The organism is Saccharopolyspora sp. NPDC050389 (assembly GCF_040655595.1).
Lineage (GTDB): Bacteria > Actinomycetota > Actinomycetes > Mycobacteriales > Pseudonocardiaceae > Saccharopolyspora.
This window is the reverse complement of sequence record NZ_JBFAKG010000049.1, coordinates 24,448-40,398: the sequence shown is the minus strand read 5'-3', so window position 1 is coordinate 40,398 and position 15,951 is coordinate 24,448. Positions and strand designations below refer to the sequence as shown.

Annotated in this window: 14 protein-coding genes; 7 read left to right on the top strand and 7 right to left on the bottom strand. The window is 71.1% G+C overall.

Annotated elements, in window-relative coordinates; all coding sequences use genetic code 11:
- Positions 1-4: 4 nt before the first annotated feature.
- The 4 genes from AB0I53_RS28645 to AB0I53_RS28630 all read right to left on the bottom strand — a co-directional run bounded on the left by AB0I53_RS28645 (position 5) and on the right by AB0I53_RS28630 (position 5,896).
- The gene (locus tag AB0I53_RS28645) at positions 5-1,516 is read right to left on the bottom strand and encodes an alpha/beta hydrolase (RefSeq protein ID WP_358609439.1); all 1,512 of its coding nucleotides are present in this window, start codon (positions 1,514-1,516) and stop codon (positions 5-7) included.
- Positions 1,517-1,618: 102 nt separating this feature from the next.
- Positions 1,619-2,998, bottom strand: coding sequence for a pyridoxal-dependent decarboxylase (locus tag AB0I53_RS28640; RefSeq protein WP_358609436.1), 1,380 nt, complete (start codon positions 2,996-2,998; stop codon positions 1,619-1,621).
- Between the two features lie 117 nt (positions 2,999-3,115).
- Positions 3,116-5,206, bottom strand: coding sequence for an FUSC family protein (locus AB0I53_RS28635; protein WP_358609433.1), 2,091 nt, complete (start codon positions 5,204-5,206; stop codon positions 3,116-3,118).
- 96 nt (positions 5,207-5,302) lie between these two features.
- On the bottom strand, positions 5,303-5,896 hold the full coding sequence (locus AB0I53_RS28630) for a helix-turn-helix domain-containing protein (RefSeq protein WP_358609430.1): 594 nt from the start codon (positions 5,894-5,896) through the stop codon (positions 5,303-5,305).
- Between the two features lie 271 nt (positions 5,897-6,167).
- Between AB0I53_RS28630 and egtA the strand changes: the two genes are divergently transcribed.
- From egtA to AB0I53_RS28605, 5 genes are all read left to right on the top strand, one after another.
- Complete coding sequence (gene egtA / locus AB0I53_RS28625; RefSeq protein ID WP_358609428.1) at positions 6,168-7,397, top strand: ergothioneine biosynthesis glutamate--cysteine ligase EgtA; 1,230 nt, start codon at positions 6,168-6,170, stop codon at positions 7,395-7,397.
- Between the two features lie 18 nt (positions 7,398-7,415).
- Entirely contained in the window at positions 7,416-8,753 is a 1,338-nt protein-coding gene (gene egtB, locus AB0I53_RS28620; protein ID WP_358609426.1) for an ergothioneine biosynthesis protein EgtB, read from the top strand.
- A gap of 3 nt (positions 8,754-8,756) precedes the next feature.
- Complete coding sequence (gene egtC, locus AB0I53_RS28615) at positions 8,757-9,518, top strand: ergothioneine biosynthesis protein EgtC (protein ID WP_358609423.1); 762 nt, start codon at positions 8,757-8,759, stop codon at positions 9,516-9,518.
- Positions 9,515-10,486, top strand: coding sequence for an L-histidine N(alpha)-methyltransferase (gene egtD, locus AB0I53_RS28610; protein ID WP_358609420.1), 972 nt, complete (start codon positions 9,515-9,517; stop codon positions 10,484-10,486). Before egtC ends, egtD begins: the two co-directional genes overlap by 4 nt.
- A 120-nt stretch (positions 10,487-10,606) precedes the next feature.
- Positions 10,607-10,948, top strand: coding sequence for a hypothetical protein (locus tag AB0I53_RS28605; RefSeq protein ID WP_358609417.1), 342 nt, complete (start codon positions 10,607-10,609; stop codon positions 10,946-10,948).
- Between the two features lie 275 nt (positions 10,949-11,223).
- Here AB0I53_RS28605 and AB0I53_RS28600 read toward each other — a convergent pair whose 3' ends face one another.
- From AB0I53_RS28600 to AB0I53_RS28590, 3 genes are all read right to left on the bottom strand, one after another.
- Entirely contained in the window at positions 11,224-11,442 is a 219-nt protein-coding gene (locus AB0I53_RS28600; protein ID WP_358609414.1) for a zinc finger protein, read from the bottom strand.
- Between the two features lie 153 nt (positions 11,443-11,595).
- A complete protein-coding gene (locus tag AB0I53_RS28595; RefSeq protein WP_358609411.1) occupies positions 11,596-12,315 on the bottom strand; it encodes a sulfite exporter TauE/SafE family protein in 720 nt (239 codons plus the stop codon).
- Positions 12,316-12,453: 138 nt separating this feature from the next.
- Positions 12,454-14,019, bottom strand: a complete 1,566-nt coding sequence (locus AB0I53_RS28590; RefSeq protein WP_358609408.1) for an MFS transporter — start codon at positions 14,017-14,019, stop codon at positions 12,454-12,456.
- A 153-nt stretch (positions 14,020-14,172) separates the two neighbouring features.
- Between AB0I53_RS28590 and AB0I53_RS28585 the strand changes: the two genes are divergently transcribed.
- Positions 14,173-14,781: a TetR/AcrR family transcriptional regulator gene (locus AB0I53_RS28585; protein ID WP_358609405.1), complete on the top strand. Its 609-nt coding sequence runs from the start codon at positions 14,173-14,175 to the stop codon at positions 14,779-14,781.
- Positions 14,782-14,914: 133 nt separating this feature from the next.
- Complete coding sequence (locus AB0I53_RS28580; RefSeq protein ID WP_358609402.1) at positions 14,915-15,883, top strand: type IV toxin-antitoxin system AbiEi family antitoxin domain-containing protein; 969 nt, start codon at positions 14,915-14,917, stop codon at positions 15,881-15,883.
- The last annotated feature ends 68 nt before the right edge of the window (positions 15,884-15,951 follow it).

Below are 15,951 nucleotides of genomic sequence, written 5' to 3'. Positions count from 1 at the left end.
TTTTTCAGCGCAGGTCGAAGGTCCGGGCCTTCTCCGGGGCCGCCGGGTCCGGGTCCGCGTGGCCCGGGACCGCGACGTTCGCGTTCGGCAGCTCGCCCCGGACCAGGTAGTCGGTGCCGATCCGGTCCACCTCGGCGTTCCCGGCCATCGCCCACACCCCGTGCTTGCCCGCGTCCTTCTCGGTGACCAGCACCGACGACGGCAGCGACCGGTGCATCTCCACCGCGCCCGTGTACGGGGTGGCCACGTCGTGCTCCGAGTTGAACAACAGCATCGGCGGCAGCCCCGCCCCGGTGATCTTGAGCGGCTGCTGCCGGGGCGCGTGCCACACCCGGCAGGGAGCGACGGTCCAGCTGTTGTACCAGGCGGCAAACGGGTGGTCGGCGGCCAGCTCCGCGGAGTCGCGCTCCCACTCGCTGCGGCGGGTCGGCCACGAGGCGTCCACGCACTCCACGGCGTTGTAGATGGCGTTGCTGTTCTCCGCCGCCGCGTCCTTCGTCGACACCTTCGCGACGAGCTTGCGGTCGTCGTTGCGGAGGTGGAAGTCGGCGACCGCCTCGGCGAGCCCGGCCCAGTTGCTCTCGCTGTAGAGGGCGCTGAAGGTGATGTCGGTGAGTTCCGACGGGCCGAACACGCCGCGCGCAGCCTTGCGCAGCTCGGCCCGGACGCCGTCCCAGACCGCCTGCACCTGGCCGCGGTCGGTGCCGAGGTGGAACACCTGGTCGTGCTGGGCGATCCAGTCGAAGTAGTGGCCCAGCCGCCGCTGCGCGGCGACGTCCTGGTTGAGGTTGTTGCGGTACCAGACCTCGGAGGTGTCCGGGTTGACCGCGCTGTCCAGGATCATCCGGTCCACGCGCTCCGGGAACAGCTGGCCGTACACCGCGCCGAGGTAGGTGCCGTAGGAGTAGCCGAGATAGCTGATCTTCTGCTCGCCGAGCGCGTCCCGGATCCGGTCCATGTCCCGGGCGTTGGTCGGCGTGTTCAGGTGCGGCAGGTACTTGCCGGCCCGCTGCGCGCATCCGTCAGCGTATTCCTGGGCGCGCTGCCAGTTCTGCTCCCGGGTCTGCGGCGAGTCCGGATCGGGCAGCGGGTGCTGCCAGTAGGTCGCCGGGTCGACGCAGCTGATCGGGGTGCTGTGCGCGGAGTTGCGGGTGTCGAACCCGATCAGGTCGTAGGCGTCGAGCACGTCGGCGGGCAGCCGGCCGGACAGCGAGCCGGCGAAGGTCGCGCCCGGCCCGCCCGGTCCACCGGGGTTGACCAGGAGCGTGCCGCGCCGGGCCTCGGGCTTGCGCGCCGGCGACTTCGAGACCAGCAGCTGCAGCTTCTCGCCGTTCGGCGCGGCGTAGTCCAGCGGGACGTCGAGGTTGGCGCACTGCAGCCGCGGGTGGGACTGGCTGATGTCCTGCGGGCACGCCCCGAACTGCAGGCCGGGCGCGGCCTGGGCGGTCGCCCCCGGGGCCGCGGTGCCGGCCAGCACCGCCGCCCCGGCGAGGCCGAGTGCGATCGAACGCTTCACGGGCGTCTCCTAGCAGAATGGGACCGGGTCAGGGCGGAGCGTAATCGGTGGTCCGGTTCCGTACCTGGCAGCGAAAGTCCGTGTCCCCCGGTCGATTCCGGATCAAGCGGCCCGCAAGGCGGCGGCGACGCGGACGACGTCCGCCTCGGTGGTGCGCCAATTGCTGAAAGCCGCGCGCAAACCGGGCGTTCCCTTGTAGACGGTCGGGGTGAGGAGCGCTTCCCCGGATCCGGCGACGGAGCGGACCAGCGCGTCGACCCGCTCCGCGGTCGGATCGTCCGCGAGGGTGAAGCAGACGACGTTGAGGCGCACCGGTGCGAGCAACCGCAGGTGCGGCATCCCGGCGATCCGATCGCCGAGGTCGCGTGCCAGTGCGACGTCGCGTTCGACGATCTCGCGGTGCCCCTGCCGCCCGTAGGCGGCGAGCGTGAACCAGGCCGGCAGGGCGCGCAGCCGGCGCGAGTTCTCCGGTGTGAGGTGGACGAAGTCCGGGTCCTCGGTGATCTGGCCCAGGTACGCGGCCGCGTTCTGGAACACCCGAACCTGCAGGTCCCGCCGCCGGGTGAACTGGATGGCGCTGTCGTAGGGCACGTTGAGCCACTTGTGCAGGTCCGCGCACACCGAATCGGCCTCGTCGATGCCGGCGACCAGTTCGGCGTGCCGCGGGGACAGCGCGGCGAAGCCCCCGAAGGCGGCGTCGACGTGCAGCCAGAACGGGAAGCGCCGCCGCAATTCGGCGATCGCCCGCAGGTCGTCGAAGTCCACGGTGTTGACCGTTCCCGCATTGGCCACCACGATCGCGGGCCGCCCGTCGAGCGCGGCGAGTTCCGCGGCGAGCCGATCAACGTCGACCGCCTCCCGCTCCGGCAGCGTGGCCACCTCGCGAACGCAACCGCGGCCCAGGCCGAGCATCGACAGTGCCTTGTAGACACTGGAATGCGGGCTGCCGGAAAACACCGGGACGTTCCCGAGCGCGGCCACGCCGTCTTGCGCCACGGACACGCCGAGCTGTTCGCCGACCCATTCGCGGGCGATCGCCAGTCCGACGAGGTTCGACATCGTCGCGCCGCTGACGAACGCGCCCTCGTGCGCCGTGCCGAGGCCGAACAGCTCGCGCAACCAGCCGGTCGCTTCGCGCTCCAGGTCCAGCGCCGACGAGTCGCCGCCGGTCGCCGCGTTCTGGTCGAACGCGCTGGTCAGCCAGTCGCCCGCCACGGCAGCCGGGGTTGCGCCGCCGGTCACGAACCCGAGGTAGCGCGGCCCGGCGCTGCCGGAGAAACCCGGTGCCCAGCGGCTCCGGAACCGTTCGAGGGCGTCTTCGGCGCCGACGCCGGAGTCGGGCAGCGGCGCAGGATTCGGTGGTGCCGGCGGTGCGGCGGCCGGCCGGTCCGCGATCCCGGACAGCGCCTCGACGGCGCATCGCCGGGCGCTGTCGAGCAGCTCGGGAAACCGGGCGAGGTCTTCGGAGAGCTTCGGGTGCAATGCGACGTCCTTCGTGAGCGTTTGATCCGGTAAGAACCGGAAAACCCGCTCACGACCGTAACGAAGCAGGCGCGCGGCGGCGCGGTCCAATCCGGATCGACTGGACTGCCCGGCAGCTCAGGCGGCGGGTTGTTTTTCGTGGGTGGTCGCGGGGAGTTCGCGCGCCAGGTCTTCGACGACCTGGGTCGTGCGGTCCAGCCAGCGGATGGTGCGGTGCAGGGAGGTGGGGCCGTCGGTCAGCGATTCGGCGATGTCGTGCAGCGCGTCGGCCGTGCGGTGCGCCGAGGTGATCGCCGCCTCGAAGCTGACCTGGCCCTCGTCGGTCAGCGACTCCACCGCGTCGGCCAGCGCCCACAGCAGCTCGGCCAGCCGGTTGCGGGTGTCGTCGTCGACCATGTCCACAGTGGAGGACAGCGCGACCGCCAAGTTGCGCACGTAGTAGGCGCAGCCGCTGAGCATCGCCACCGATCGCTGGACCTGGCTGCGCCGGGAGCGCAGCCGGTAGTTGGTCAGCGGTTTCGCGCTGTTGATCACCCGCTGCAGCCCGTCGTCGAGCTCGCGCATCGACTCCTGCAGCCCGGCGACCGTGCCGTGCTCGCTGATCTCGGTGCCGGTGCCGCGCAGGAAGTCCCGCAACGACAGCAGGAAGTCCTGGATGTTGGTGCGCACCACGAAGCGCGTGCGGGTGGGCAGCACGAACACCGCTGCCAGCACGCCCGCCGCCGCGCCGACCGCGGTCTCCCAAAGCCGCGTCTCCAGGACGGCCTCGTCGAAGGTGCCGAGCATCCCGTAGAGCGCGCCGAGCAAGGTGGTGATGAAGAACGTCATCACCGCGTACGAGTAGCCGGCGAAGTAGAAGCCCAGGAACACGCAGACCAGGATCATCGCGATCTCGGCCAGCGTGTTGCCGGAGATCTGCGCGGCGACCAGGATGCCCGCGACCACGCCGAGCATGGTGCCCGCGGTGCGCTGCCACGCCCGCACCAGCAGCTCGCCGCGGCTGTTGGTGCTGATGAACACGACGAACGCGGTGATCACCGCCCAGTACCACCGGTTCGGCGAGACCAGCTGGCCGAGCATGATCGCCAGCCCGGTCGCGCAAGTCACCTGGATCGCCATCCGCAGCTCGGGCCGCCGCCGCAACCCGGTCTCGTCGTCTTCGGCAGGCTCCGGTTCTCCGGCCGGTTCCGGCGGTGCCTCGTCCCGGCGTTCGCCGCCGAGTTCGCCGGTCGCGTCGGCCAGCTCCGCGAGCCCGGCGCCGAGCCGCCGCACCGCCATCGCGATCTCCACCGAACCCTGCTGCTCGATCCGCTCGGCGACCAGCCGGGTGGCCTCCCGGATCTCCTGCGGCTCGGTGTTCAGCACCGCGATCAGCGCGCTGATCGCGTGCGGCGCGGTGGCACCGCCGCTGGGGTGGTCGACGAGCCGCATCAGTGGGGTGAGCAGGTTCTCGGCCGCGAGCTCGACGTCGAGGATGCGCTGCCGGAGCAGCTCGCGGCCCGCCTCGTCGAGGTCGTCGAGCTGGCCGACGGTGTTCTCCAGCATCAGCGAGGTCTCGTTGAGTCGGACGGAGCGGTTGTGCAGTTCGCGGCGCCGCTGCGCCGAATCCGGGTGCTCGGCGACGTCGCGCACCGCGTGCAGGAGGCCGTGCACCTGGGCGCGCAGCGTGTGGCGGCCGCGTTCGAGCACGCCTTCGGGATCGTCCCGCAGCACCAGGAACCGCATCGCGAACGCGGCCAGCGCGCCGGTCACCGCCGCCGCGATCAGCGCGGGCAGCTGCGGCAGCTGAGGGCGCAGGAACATCGCGAAGAAGTAGCCCATGAACGCGACCATGCCCAGCGGGAAGAACCGCGGGCCGAACCGGCGGATGTAGGTGGCCGCGAAGATGACCACCAGGAACAGCAGGCTGTGCACCAGCGGCCACGACGCGGTGAGGATCGACAGCAGCAGCGCGAGCACCGCGGGCAGCGGCATCAGCAGGTTGGTGATCTTCTGCTGCCGCCGGTCCGGGTCGTTGATGCCGAGCGAGGAGTTGATCGCCACCACCGCCGCCAGCATGGCCAGCGGCAGCGGCTGCCCCCACCACGCCAGCAGCGGCAGCACCACCACGAGCGAGAGCGCGACGGACAGCGTCACCCGGGCCGCGGTGCGCAGTCGGCGCAGGGCCGGGTCAGAAGCAAGGAAGCGGTTCCACCACTCGCTCCACATGCGCCGTGCGCTCCTTCGGGGTATGCGCCGAATCCGGATGGTCCTCCCGGGCTCGGCCGTTCGCGGTAGCGAGATTACCCGGGCGTGCCGCGCCGGTCAGCTGCCGCGATGGCGGCGGACGCTCTCCTCGACGAGGTCCAGCACCGCGGGGAGGTGTTCCGCGGGCAGGCCCATCGCCAGGTGGGACACGAGTCCCTCCAGCACCAGCTCAAGGTAGGCGGTCAGCACGTCGACGTCGACGTCGTCACGGAGGTTCCCGGCGTCGCGCTGCCACTTCAGCCGGGCGCGGGTGGCGGCGGTCAGCTGCTCGGAGCGCTGTGCCCAGCGCGCCCGGAACTCCTCGTCGGTGCGCAGCCGGCGCGACACCTCCAGGCGGGTGCCCAGCCAGTCCGCGCCGGGCGCGCTGCTGGTGCCGTCGGCGGGCTCGTCGAGCAGGTTGCGCATGACCTGCACCAAGCCCTGCTCGGCCACCACGTCGGCCATCCGGGTCGCGTCGTCCTCGGCCAGCGCGAGGAACAGCGACTCCTTGTCCTTGAAGTGGTGGAAGATCGCGCCCCGGGACAGGCCGGTCGCTTCTTCCAGTCGCCGCACGGTGGCGCCTTCGTAGCCGAAGCGCGCGAAGCACGACCGGGAGCCGTCGAGGATCTGACGGCGCCGGGCGTCGAGGTGGTCTTGGCTGACCCGAGGCATGACCTGATCGTCCCAGGTCCGGTCGCCACTTTGCAATCCGTACGTACGTTTTGCTGCGCGGGTCCCAGCCGATGGGCGACCTCCCGATCATATGGTCGCCGAGGACGGCGGAACCGTTACTCGCACGCGGCGCTCGAGATCTGGGAAAAGCAGGCAGGGAAAGAGGTTTCTCGTATTGCTCGTAGCAGTTCTCCGGATCAAGAACAAGGGTCGCGGGCGTCAGGGGGGAGCGGTAGCGTCGGTAACCGGCCAATTACAGGGGGTGATCAAAATGCCCACTACGACCGACCCCGCAGCCGCCGACTTCCCGGCCTCCCGGGTCCGCACCAGGGCCGAGGCGGAGGCCTACGTCGCGTCGGTGTGCTTCAAGCACGGTCCGCCGCGACTGATGGGCATCGAACTCGAATGGACCGTGCACCACTCCGACGATCCGGGCCGAACGCTCGACGCCGCGACGCTGATCGCCGCACTCGGCCCACACGCTCCGCGCTCCCTGGTCCCGGACAGCCCGCACCGCGAATTGCCCAACGGCTCGGTGCTCACCGTCGAACCCGGCGGCCAGGTCGAGATCTCCAGCCTTCCCACCACGTCCATGCAGTCGCTGTTCAGCGTCGTCGCCGCCGATGCCGAGTACGTCGAGCGCCGGCTGCGCGCCGCCGGGCTGGTGCTCGGCGAGCAGGGCACCGACCCGTGGCGGTACCCGAACCGGATCCTGCAGGTGCCGCGCTACGCCGCGATGGAAACCGCCTTCGACCGCATCGGCCTGGACGGCCGGTTGATGATGTGCAGCACTGCTGGCGTGCAGGTCTGCCTCGACGCCGGCGAACCGGACCGGGTGGCCGCCCGCTGGGCGGCGCTGCACGCGCTGGGGCCGGTGATGATGGCGACGTTCGCGAACTCGCCGATGCTGTTCGGCGAGCGCACCGGCTGGGTGTCCACCCGCACCCGCGCGCTGCTGCGCACCGATCCGCCGCGCACCCGGCCCGGCCCGATCACCGTCGACCCGGCGGCCAGCTGGGCCAAGCGGGTGCTCGACACCGCGATCGTGTGCCTGCGCCGCGACGGCGGTGACTGGACGGCGCCCAGCGGCATCAGCTTCGCGGAGTGGATCCACGGCGCGCTGCCGGATCCGCCCACCCGCGACGACCTCGACTACCACCTGTCCACGGTGTTCCCGCCGGTCCGGCCGCGCGGCTACTTCGAGGTCCGCTACCTCGACGCGCAGCCCGGCCAGGACTGGATGCTGCCCGCGGGCGCGCTGATCGCGCTGTTCCGCGACGAATCCACTGTGGACAAGGTGCTGGCGATGACGTCCCCGGCGGTCGGCCGGTGGGTGCACGCCGCGCGGCACGGACTGCTGGACCCGGCGTTGGCGCGCAGCGCCAGCGACGTGTTCGAGCTGGCGTGCCGGCACTTGGAGGAGCCGGACAGCCCGGCGGGGCTGGCCGGGCGGCTGGCGGATTTCGTGGCGCGGCGGCTCGCCGCGCCCGGCGACCGCTGACGAAACCGGAGGTGACCGGTGGAAAGCACGCAAGATCTGGCCGATCTGGGGATAGCCGACCTGCGCGCGCACGTGGCCGCGGAGCTGGCGCGCACCCGGCAGCGCAGCGCCGGGCTGACCGACTCGGTCGACGACGAGGACCTCGTCAAGCAGCATTCGCCGTTGATGTCGCCGCTGGTCTGGGACCTGGCGCACATCGGCAGCCAGGAGGAGTTGTGGCTGGTGCGCGACGTCGGCGGCGCGCCGGCGATCCGCCCGGAGATCGACGACCTCTACGACGCGTTCCAGCACGCCCGCGTCGACCGCCCGCAGCTGCCGCTGCTGGGCCCGGCCGAGGCGCGCGAGTACGTCGGTACGGTGCGCTCGAAGGTCTTCGACCTGGTCGACGGCGTCCCGCTGGAGGGGCGGCGGCTGGTCCGGCAGGCGTTCGCCTTCGGCATGATCGTGCAGCACGAGCAGCAGCACGACGAGACGATGCTGGCCACCCACCAGCTGCGGGACGGCCCGCCTGCCCTCGCCGCCGCACCGCCACCGTCCGATGTGGACGTCCTGCCGCCCGAGGTGTTCGTGCCCGGCGGGCCGTTCACCATGGGCACCTCCGCGGAGCCCTGGGCGCTGGACAACGAGCGGCCGGCGCATCAGGTCCACGTCGACGACTTCTACCTCGACAGCACGCCGGTCACCAACGGCGCGTACCTGGCGTTCATCGACGCCGGCGGCTACGACGATCCGCGCTGGTGGAGCGACGCGGGCTGGACGTACCGGCAGCGGGTCGGCCTGCGGGCGCCGCGGTTCTGGTGGCTGGAGGGCCACCGGTGGCTGCGCCGCCGGTTCGGCCACGTCGAGCCGGTGCCGCCGGAGGAGCCGGTGGTGCACGTCAGCTTCCACGAGGCCGAGGCGTACGCGGCGTGGGCGGGCAAACGGCTGCCCACCGAGGCCGAGTGGGAGAAGGCCGCGCGGTTCGATCCAGCCAGCGGCCGGTCCCGCCGGTACCCGTGGGGCGACGCCGACCCGCGGCCCGAGCACGCCAACCTGAGCCAGCGGCACCTGCAGCCGGCGCCCGCCGGGGCGTATCCGGACGGGGCCGCGCCGTGCGGCGCGCGGCAGCTCATCGGCGACGTCTGGGAGTGGACGGCGACGGACTTCCTGCCGTATCCGGGGTTTTCGGCGTTCCCGTACCGCGAGTACTCCGAAGTTTTCTTTGGACCCGACTACAAGGTGCTGCGCGGCGGCTCGTTCGGCACCGACGCCGCGGCCTGCCGCGGCACCTTCCGGAACTGGGACTACCCGATCCGGCGGCAGATCTTCGCCGGGTTCAGGTGCGCCCGGACGCCTCGACGCGGGGAGCGCGACTGACCGATGTGCCGGCACGTGGGATACCTGGGGCCAGCGGTGTCGCTGGCGGAACTGCTGCTCGAACCGGCCCATTCGCTGCTGGAGCAGACGTGGGCGCCCAACGACATGCGCGGCGGCGGCACGATCAACGCCGACGGCTTCGGCGTCGGCTGGTACCGGCCGGACGGCGCGGTCGCCCGCTACCGGGCCGCCGTTCCGATGTGGACGGACGAATCGTTCCGGCAGACGGCCGCGGACGTGCGCAGCGGCGCGGTGGTCGCGGCGGTCCGCTCGGCGACCGTCGGCATGCCGGTGACGCCGGGCGCGTGCGCGCCGTTCACCGATGGCGCCTGGCTGTTCAGCCACAATGGCCGGGTCACCGGCTGGCCGGATTCGCTGGCGAAGCTCGCCGCCGGGCTGGAGGTCGTGGACCTGCTGACGCTGGAGGCGGCCACCGACTCGGCGCTGCTGTGGGCGCTGCTGCGGCAGCGGCTGGCCGAGGGCGAGGAGCCGGACCGGGCGGTGCGGGAGCTGGTGTGCGAGGTCGTCGCCGCCGCGCCGGATTCGCGGCTGAACCTGCTGCTCTCCGACGGCGTCCGGCTGATCGCCACCACCTGGACGCACGCGTTGTGGATGCGGCGGAGCGAGGCGTCGGTGACGGTGGCGTCGGAGCCGTTCGGCCCGGAAACCGGGTGGGTGGAGGTCCCGGACCGGTGCCTGCTCGTCGCGGACACCGCGGATGCGCGGGTGACGTCGTTGTCGGAGTTGTCGATGGGGGAGCGATGAGCGAACCGGAACTGGTCGTCCGATTCACCGAGGAAGACGCGGCCCGGGCGCTGCGCGCCGATGTCCGGGAAGGCCTGACCGACAGCCCGAAGTGGTTGTCGCCCAAGTGGTTCTACGACGCGACGGGCAGCGACCTCTTCGAGCGGATCACGACCCTGCCGGAGTACTACCAGACCCGCGCCGAGCAGCAGATCCTGCAGCGGTGCGCGCTGGAGATCGCCGAGATCACCGGCGCGGCCACCCTGGTCGAGCTCGGGTCGGGATCGTCGGAGAAGACCCGGCTGCTGCTGGAGGCGTTGCGCAAGACCGAAACGCTGGAGCGGTTCGTGCCGCTGGACGTCTCCGGATCGGCGCTGCACGCCGCCGTGGAATCCATCGCGCTGGACTACCCGGAACTCCGGGTGCGCGGCGTCGTCGACGACTTCACCAGCGGCCTGTCCGCGCTGGACGAAGGAGCCGGGCGGCTGGTCGCGTTCCTGGGCGGCACCATCGGGAACCTGCTGCCGGCCGAGCGCGCGGGCTTCTTCGCCGCCGTGCGCGCGGCGCTGCGACCGGGCGAATGGCTGCTGCTGGGCACCGACCTGGTGAAAGATCCCGGGCGGCTGGTACGCGCCTACGACGACGCGCAGGGCGTGACCGCGGAGTTCAATCGCAACGTGCTGCGGGTGCTCAACCGGGAGCTCGGCGCCGACTTCGCGCCCGAGCGGTTCCGGCACGTGGCCCTGTGGAACGTCGAGCAGGAGTGGATCGAGATGCGGCTGCGGGCCGACCGGCCGATGCGCGTCCGGCTGCCGGAGCTGGGGCTGGGCGTGGACTTCGCCGACGGCGAGGAGATCCGCACCGAGATCTCGGCGAAGTTCCGGCACGACCGGGTCCGCGACGAGCTCGCGGTGGCCGGCTTCGAACTGCGCCACTGGTGGCTGGACGACGCCGAGGACTTCGCGCTGTCGCTGGCCGCGGCGCGGTAGAGCCGGACGGTGAAAATCCTGGTGATCACTCCACCAGCGGGTGATCACGGTGGCGCGCGCGGACCGGGGCACGAGTATTGCGGTGTCAGCGTCCGATTTTCCCAGAAAGGGACGATTTCGATGCGTCTTCGCGCAACTGTCGCCGCCACACTCGGTGCGGCGGGTCTGCTGCTCTCGCTGCCGGGCTCCGCGCTCGCCGCGGACGGCGAGTTCAGCTACTGGGTCGAGGGGACCAACGCGTACCACCAGCGCGCGCTCTTGGACCCGGCCGGGCGGCTCTGCCACCGGCTCGACCTGCCGAACCCGCAAACGCCGGCCTACGGTGTGCGCAACAACACCGACGCGACGGCGATCGTCTTCCTGGACGAGAACTGCGCCAGCGACGTGTACCACTACGTCCTGCAGCCGGGGCAGCAGGCCCCGAACGGCGTCGCGGTGCGTTCCGTGATCTTCTCGCGCTGATCGTCGCAGCCGACCGCACCCGCCCGGCCTCCGGGCGGGTGCGGTTCTGCTATCCGGAGCCGAGGCGTGGTCTCGCCGGGCCGCCGGGGGCGCTGAGGCAGCCCATGCACGGCAGCCGGCCGGTTGCGCGGACACCTCGGCGATGTTCGCGGGGATCTCCACGCCGCAGTACGTGAGCCAGTGTTCCGGGATGCCGCCGGGGGAGACCGCGAGGTGTGATTGGCGGCCGGCTTCGCTGACGACCCCAAAGGCGAAGCGCACCACCACGGTGCGGGTCATGACGGGACTCCGTTGAGCCGCTCGGCCGCTTGCAGGCAGTCCGGGCAGGTCGGCCACAGCCAGTCCAGTTCGGTGCGCCCGGCCGTGGAAACGGTCCGCTGGCAAAGGGCTTCGACGGATTCCCCGTCCCGATTGCGCTGCCCGCCCGGCAGCGTTCCCGCGACGGCGTGCCGCTGGTGCTCGGCAGGTTGCCAGTGGTGCTTGGGTCGAAACATCTTGCCCACCTCCGCGGACGGGACTGGCGCGCGGGGGACGCGTGACGCCCGGTGGACCGGCAATGACCCGTTCGGCCCAACGTCCTCCTGCGGCAATGATCGACCATTCACCCGAACGGCTGGCGAATCGGGGTCGGTGTGCACGCACCGTCGTCAGATCAGGGCGCGGGCGATGAGGAACAGCGCGCCGCCGCCGGCGAGCACCAGCACGCACGGCCGCATCCAGCCGGCGTCCAGGAACCGGCGCAACGGCCCGGACAACGCGAACCCGGCGGCCATGAACGGCAGTAGCACCAGGGTGCCGTAGATCTGCGGCAGCCCGATCTGCCCGCCGACGCCCAGCGCCACCAGCGACAGGACGCCGCCGAAAGTCATGTACGCGGCCAGCGTCGCGCGGATCCGCGGACCGGCCTCGTGCTGGTAGAGCAGCGCGACCGGCGGCGCGCCGATGGACGACGCGGTGCCCAGCACTCCGCCGACGAATCCCGCGGCCACCAGCGCCGGGCCGGTGGGGCGCGGCCGCCAGGACAGCATCGAGGCGAGCACGCACAGCAGCACGAATCCGCCCACCGCGAGGGAGAATCCGCGGTCGGACAGCATCGCCACGGCCAGCGTGCCCAGCACCGTGCCGGGAGCGCGGCCCGCGACCGCGAAGCCCGTGCCGCGCCAGTCGATGTCGCCGAACTCGCGGCGCATCGCCAGCACCGAAAGGAGCAGCGAGCAGGTCAGCAGCGGAACCGGGACCAGCTCGGGATCGATGATGGCCAGCAGTGGCACGGCGAGCAGGTTCATCCCCAGGCCCGCGCTGCCTTGCACGATCGCGCCGACGAACACCACCAGGACGGCGATGATCAGCGCGAAAACCGGTGACACCAGCGCCCTTTCTGTTCCGCGACGAGAGCCGTCGAAGGCCGTTTTTCGCGGCGGTGGCGACGAATTGTGTTCAGGGCCGGCCGCGCACCGACAGCCACTGGGGGGAGGTGCCATCAGTACGCGGCCAGCGGCCCAAGGCTACACCCGGCGCCGCGGCGTCCTTCTCCGGCGGGCGCGAACTTGCGGCTGGGGCTGGGAAAACGGCTGGATGGCGGAGCTCCGGGGCAGGAACAGCAGGGCGGACAGCCCGGCGAGCAGGGCGCAGGCGGCGGCCACCAGGACGCTCAGGTGCAGTCCTTCGACGAGCAGCCGCGCGCTGACGTCGAAGGCCGGTTGCCGGAGGTCGAGCGGGAGCCGGTCGATGATCGACAGATCTCCGCTGGACAGCGGGTTGATCGCGTCCGCGGGGAGCGCCGGCAGCCGGGCGGGCAGTTCCGTTCGCAGGTGTGCGACGAGCAGCGTGCCGCACACGGCGACGCCGAACACGCTGCCCAGCTGCCGGAAGGTGTTGGAGATTCCCGATGCGGCACCGGCTTGCTCGGGCGGAACCGCGCTCAGCAGTGCCACGGTGGCGGGCGCGCCGACCAGGGACACCCCGGCGCCGAGCAGCGCGAGCGCCCACCAGTACTGCCCGTAGCCGGTGCCGACGCCGAGCCAGGTGAGGGCCAGCAGGCCGATGGTGGTCAGCGCCGAACCGGCGACGATCGGCGGCCGCGGCCCCAGCCGGGCGGCCAGCACGCTGGCCAGGTAGGAGAAGACCATGATGGCCAGGTTCAGCGCCAGGAACCGCAGCCCGGCCGCGGCGGCGCTGAGCCGGTTCACCTGCTGCAGATAGAGGGTGAGCAGGAAGATGCCGCCGTAGAGGCCGAGCAGTCCGAACAGGTTGACCGCCCCGGCGACCAGCACCACCGGGCTGCGGAACAGCCGGATCGGCACCATCGGATCTGGATGCCGCAGTTCCCAGCGCACGAAGACGACCAGGCCGGCGGCGGCCACCACGAGCGCGGCCACGACGGGTGTGGCCGTCCAGTCGCGCCCACTTTCGATCAGCGCGTAGGTGAGCGCGGCGATCGATGCGGCGAACAGCAGCTGTCCCAGCGGATCGAGCGAACGAGTCCCTTGTGGACTGTGCGCGGGGAGCAGTCGCCGGAGGACGAGCGCGGCGCCGACGCCGACCGGGATGTTCACCCAGAAAATGCTCGGCCAGCCGAAGGCGCCGACCAGGGCGCCGCCGAGCAGCGGCCCGACCGCGAGCGCCAGCCCGCCGATGCCGGCCCAGGTGCCGATGGCCTTCGCACGCGCTCGCGGTTCCGGGAACACCGTGCTGATCAGCGCCAACGACACCGGGACCAGCGCGGATCCCGCGGCGCCCTGCAGGATGCGTGCCGCCAGCAGCGTCTCGAAGGTCGGCGCGAGCGCGCACAGCGCGGAGGCGGCGGTGAACGCGACGAGCCCGCCGAGGAACAGCCGCCGGTGGCCGAAGCGGTCGCCGAGGGTGCCCGCGGTGAGCAGCAGCCCGGCGAGCATCAGCGTGTAGCCGGCGACGATCCACTGCAGGTCGCCGACGCCGACGCCGAGGCGCGCCTGCATGTCAGGCAGGGCGATGGCCACGATTGTCGCGTCGAGCTGAACCAGGAAGGCGCCGCTGCTGATCAGCGCCAGCAGCAGCCGCCGATGACGGGTGGGGACAGGGGAATTCGGCATTCGGGAGAACCTCGCGGAGTGATCGGACGGCGCGAGCGCGCCGCCGCGAACGCTAACTGAATGAGGTTCAGTCAGTCAATGAACGCCGCTCAGTGAGCGTCGTTCAGTCGGATGCTATGCTGGCGCCCGCCCCGCAGCAGGAAGGTCGCCGAGATGTCCGCACGAGCACCGGCACGTCGCCGCCGGGTGACCATGAGCCCCGAGGACCGGCGCGAAGCGATCCTGCAGGCCGGCACGGAGGTCTTCTCGACCACGGGCTTCGCGAAGGCCACGATGGCGGAGGTGGCCCGGGCCGGCGGGATCGCCCAGGGCACCATCTACCTCTACTTCGAATCGAAGGAACATCTGCTCGCCGCCGTCTGGGAACGCTACGTCGAAGGCATCCTGGAGATCGCCGACCGGGTGCTGGCCGGCGACGGGTCGAGGTGGTCCACATTGGACGAGCTGTGGGCGGCGCTGCTGGAACACGCGGTGCGCAACGCCGAACTGCACCGCACGGTCTACGGTTCGGCCAACGCCAAGGCCCTGGAGCTGTGCAAGGACATCAACCGCCGGGTGATCGACCGGATCGGCGACTTCGTCGCGGAAGGCGTGCCCGACGGCACCTTCGCACCGGACGCGCCCACGGCGTTCCGGATCGTGTACCACGGCGTGGACGGCCTCCTCGACGAACTGATCGCCACCGGAGCCGAGATCGACGTCGCGGACCTGACGAAGAAAACCCAAACCCTCACTCGCCGAACCCTGAGCCCCCAGCCCTGACCCGGCGAGGTGCATGCTCACTGCCTAGGAGCACGGGGGCGTGGGCACGGGACCGTGAGTCTTTTGGGTTGCTATAGCAGCCCAAAAGACTCACGGGTGTATCTGATCGGCGGGTCGGCGTCTCTATACCGGTGTGTCTCTTTCCATCAAGGAATCAGATCTGGCGGAGTGGCAGCTCCTGGACCGTCGCCAGCATTCCGTTTTCACCCGCAAGCAACTCCGGGCTTTCGGTGTCAGCTACGCCGCCCTGCGGTCGAACATCGACGCGGGACGCTGGCAACGCGTCCATCGCGGGGTGATCGCGCTTTTCAGCGGCCCGCTCCCACGGGAGTCGAGAATTGCGGCCGCATTGCTGTACGCCGATCTCCCAGCAGTTCTCAGCCACCGCACCGCCGCCCAGGAATGGGGCTGGTATCCCGTGGACGACGGTGCCATCCACGTCACGGTGCCCTATGGGACGTCGCACAAGCCGCAACGCGATGTCGTGATCCATCGCAGCCGAGCGTTCAAGCACATTCAGTCGTCCTACGAGCCACCGCGAACGTCCCGCGCGGATACCGTCATCGACCTGGCCGCCGCCGAGCCCTCTGAAGAGGAGGCTGCGCGAACCCTGCTCGAAGTCGCCTCGGCAAACCGGGTCGGGGCCGACGAAATCCGCGTGCGAATGGAAGAACGGCGACCCTACCGATATCAGGCTCGCCTCGAACGCGCCGTTCGACTGCTAGGCGAAGGGCTCACATCCTTGCTGGAAACCCGGTATTTCCTGAACGTCGAGCGGGCGCACGGAATACCCAGCGGGCTGCGCCAGGTGCCCGTCGCAGCCTTTGGTCGGAAGCTCATCGAGGATTGCGCTTACGAGAACATCGGGGTGCGGCTGATAGTTCGCCTGGACGGCCGCGCCTACCACAGCGACGCAGAAACGGCGTTCCGCGACCGCAGGCGGGACAACGCGGCGGAGCTCAGCGGAACGGCACGGCTGGTGTACGGCTGGCAGGACGTCAATCGCAACCCGTGCGCAGTTGCGCGCGAGGTCATGACGGTGCTCCGCAGAAAAGGTTGGCAAGGGCCGACCATGCGGTGCGATAGGTGCATCGGCCCGTGAGCACGGGGCCGTGAGTCCGCGGCTCCGTGGTTCCCGCCGATCCTGTTCTCGCTGATCGCGCTGTTCGC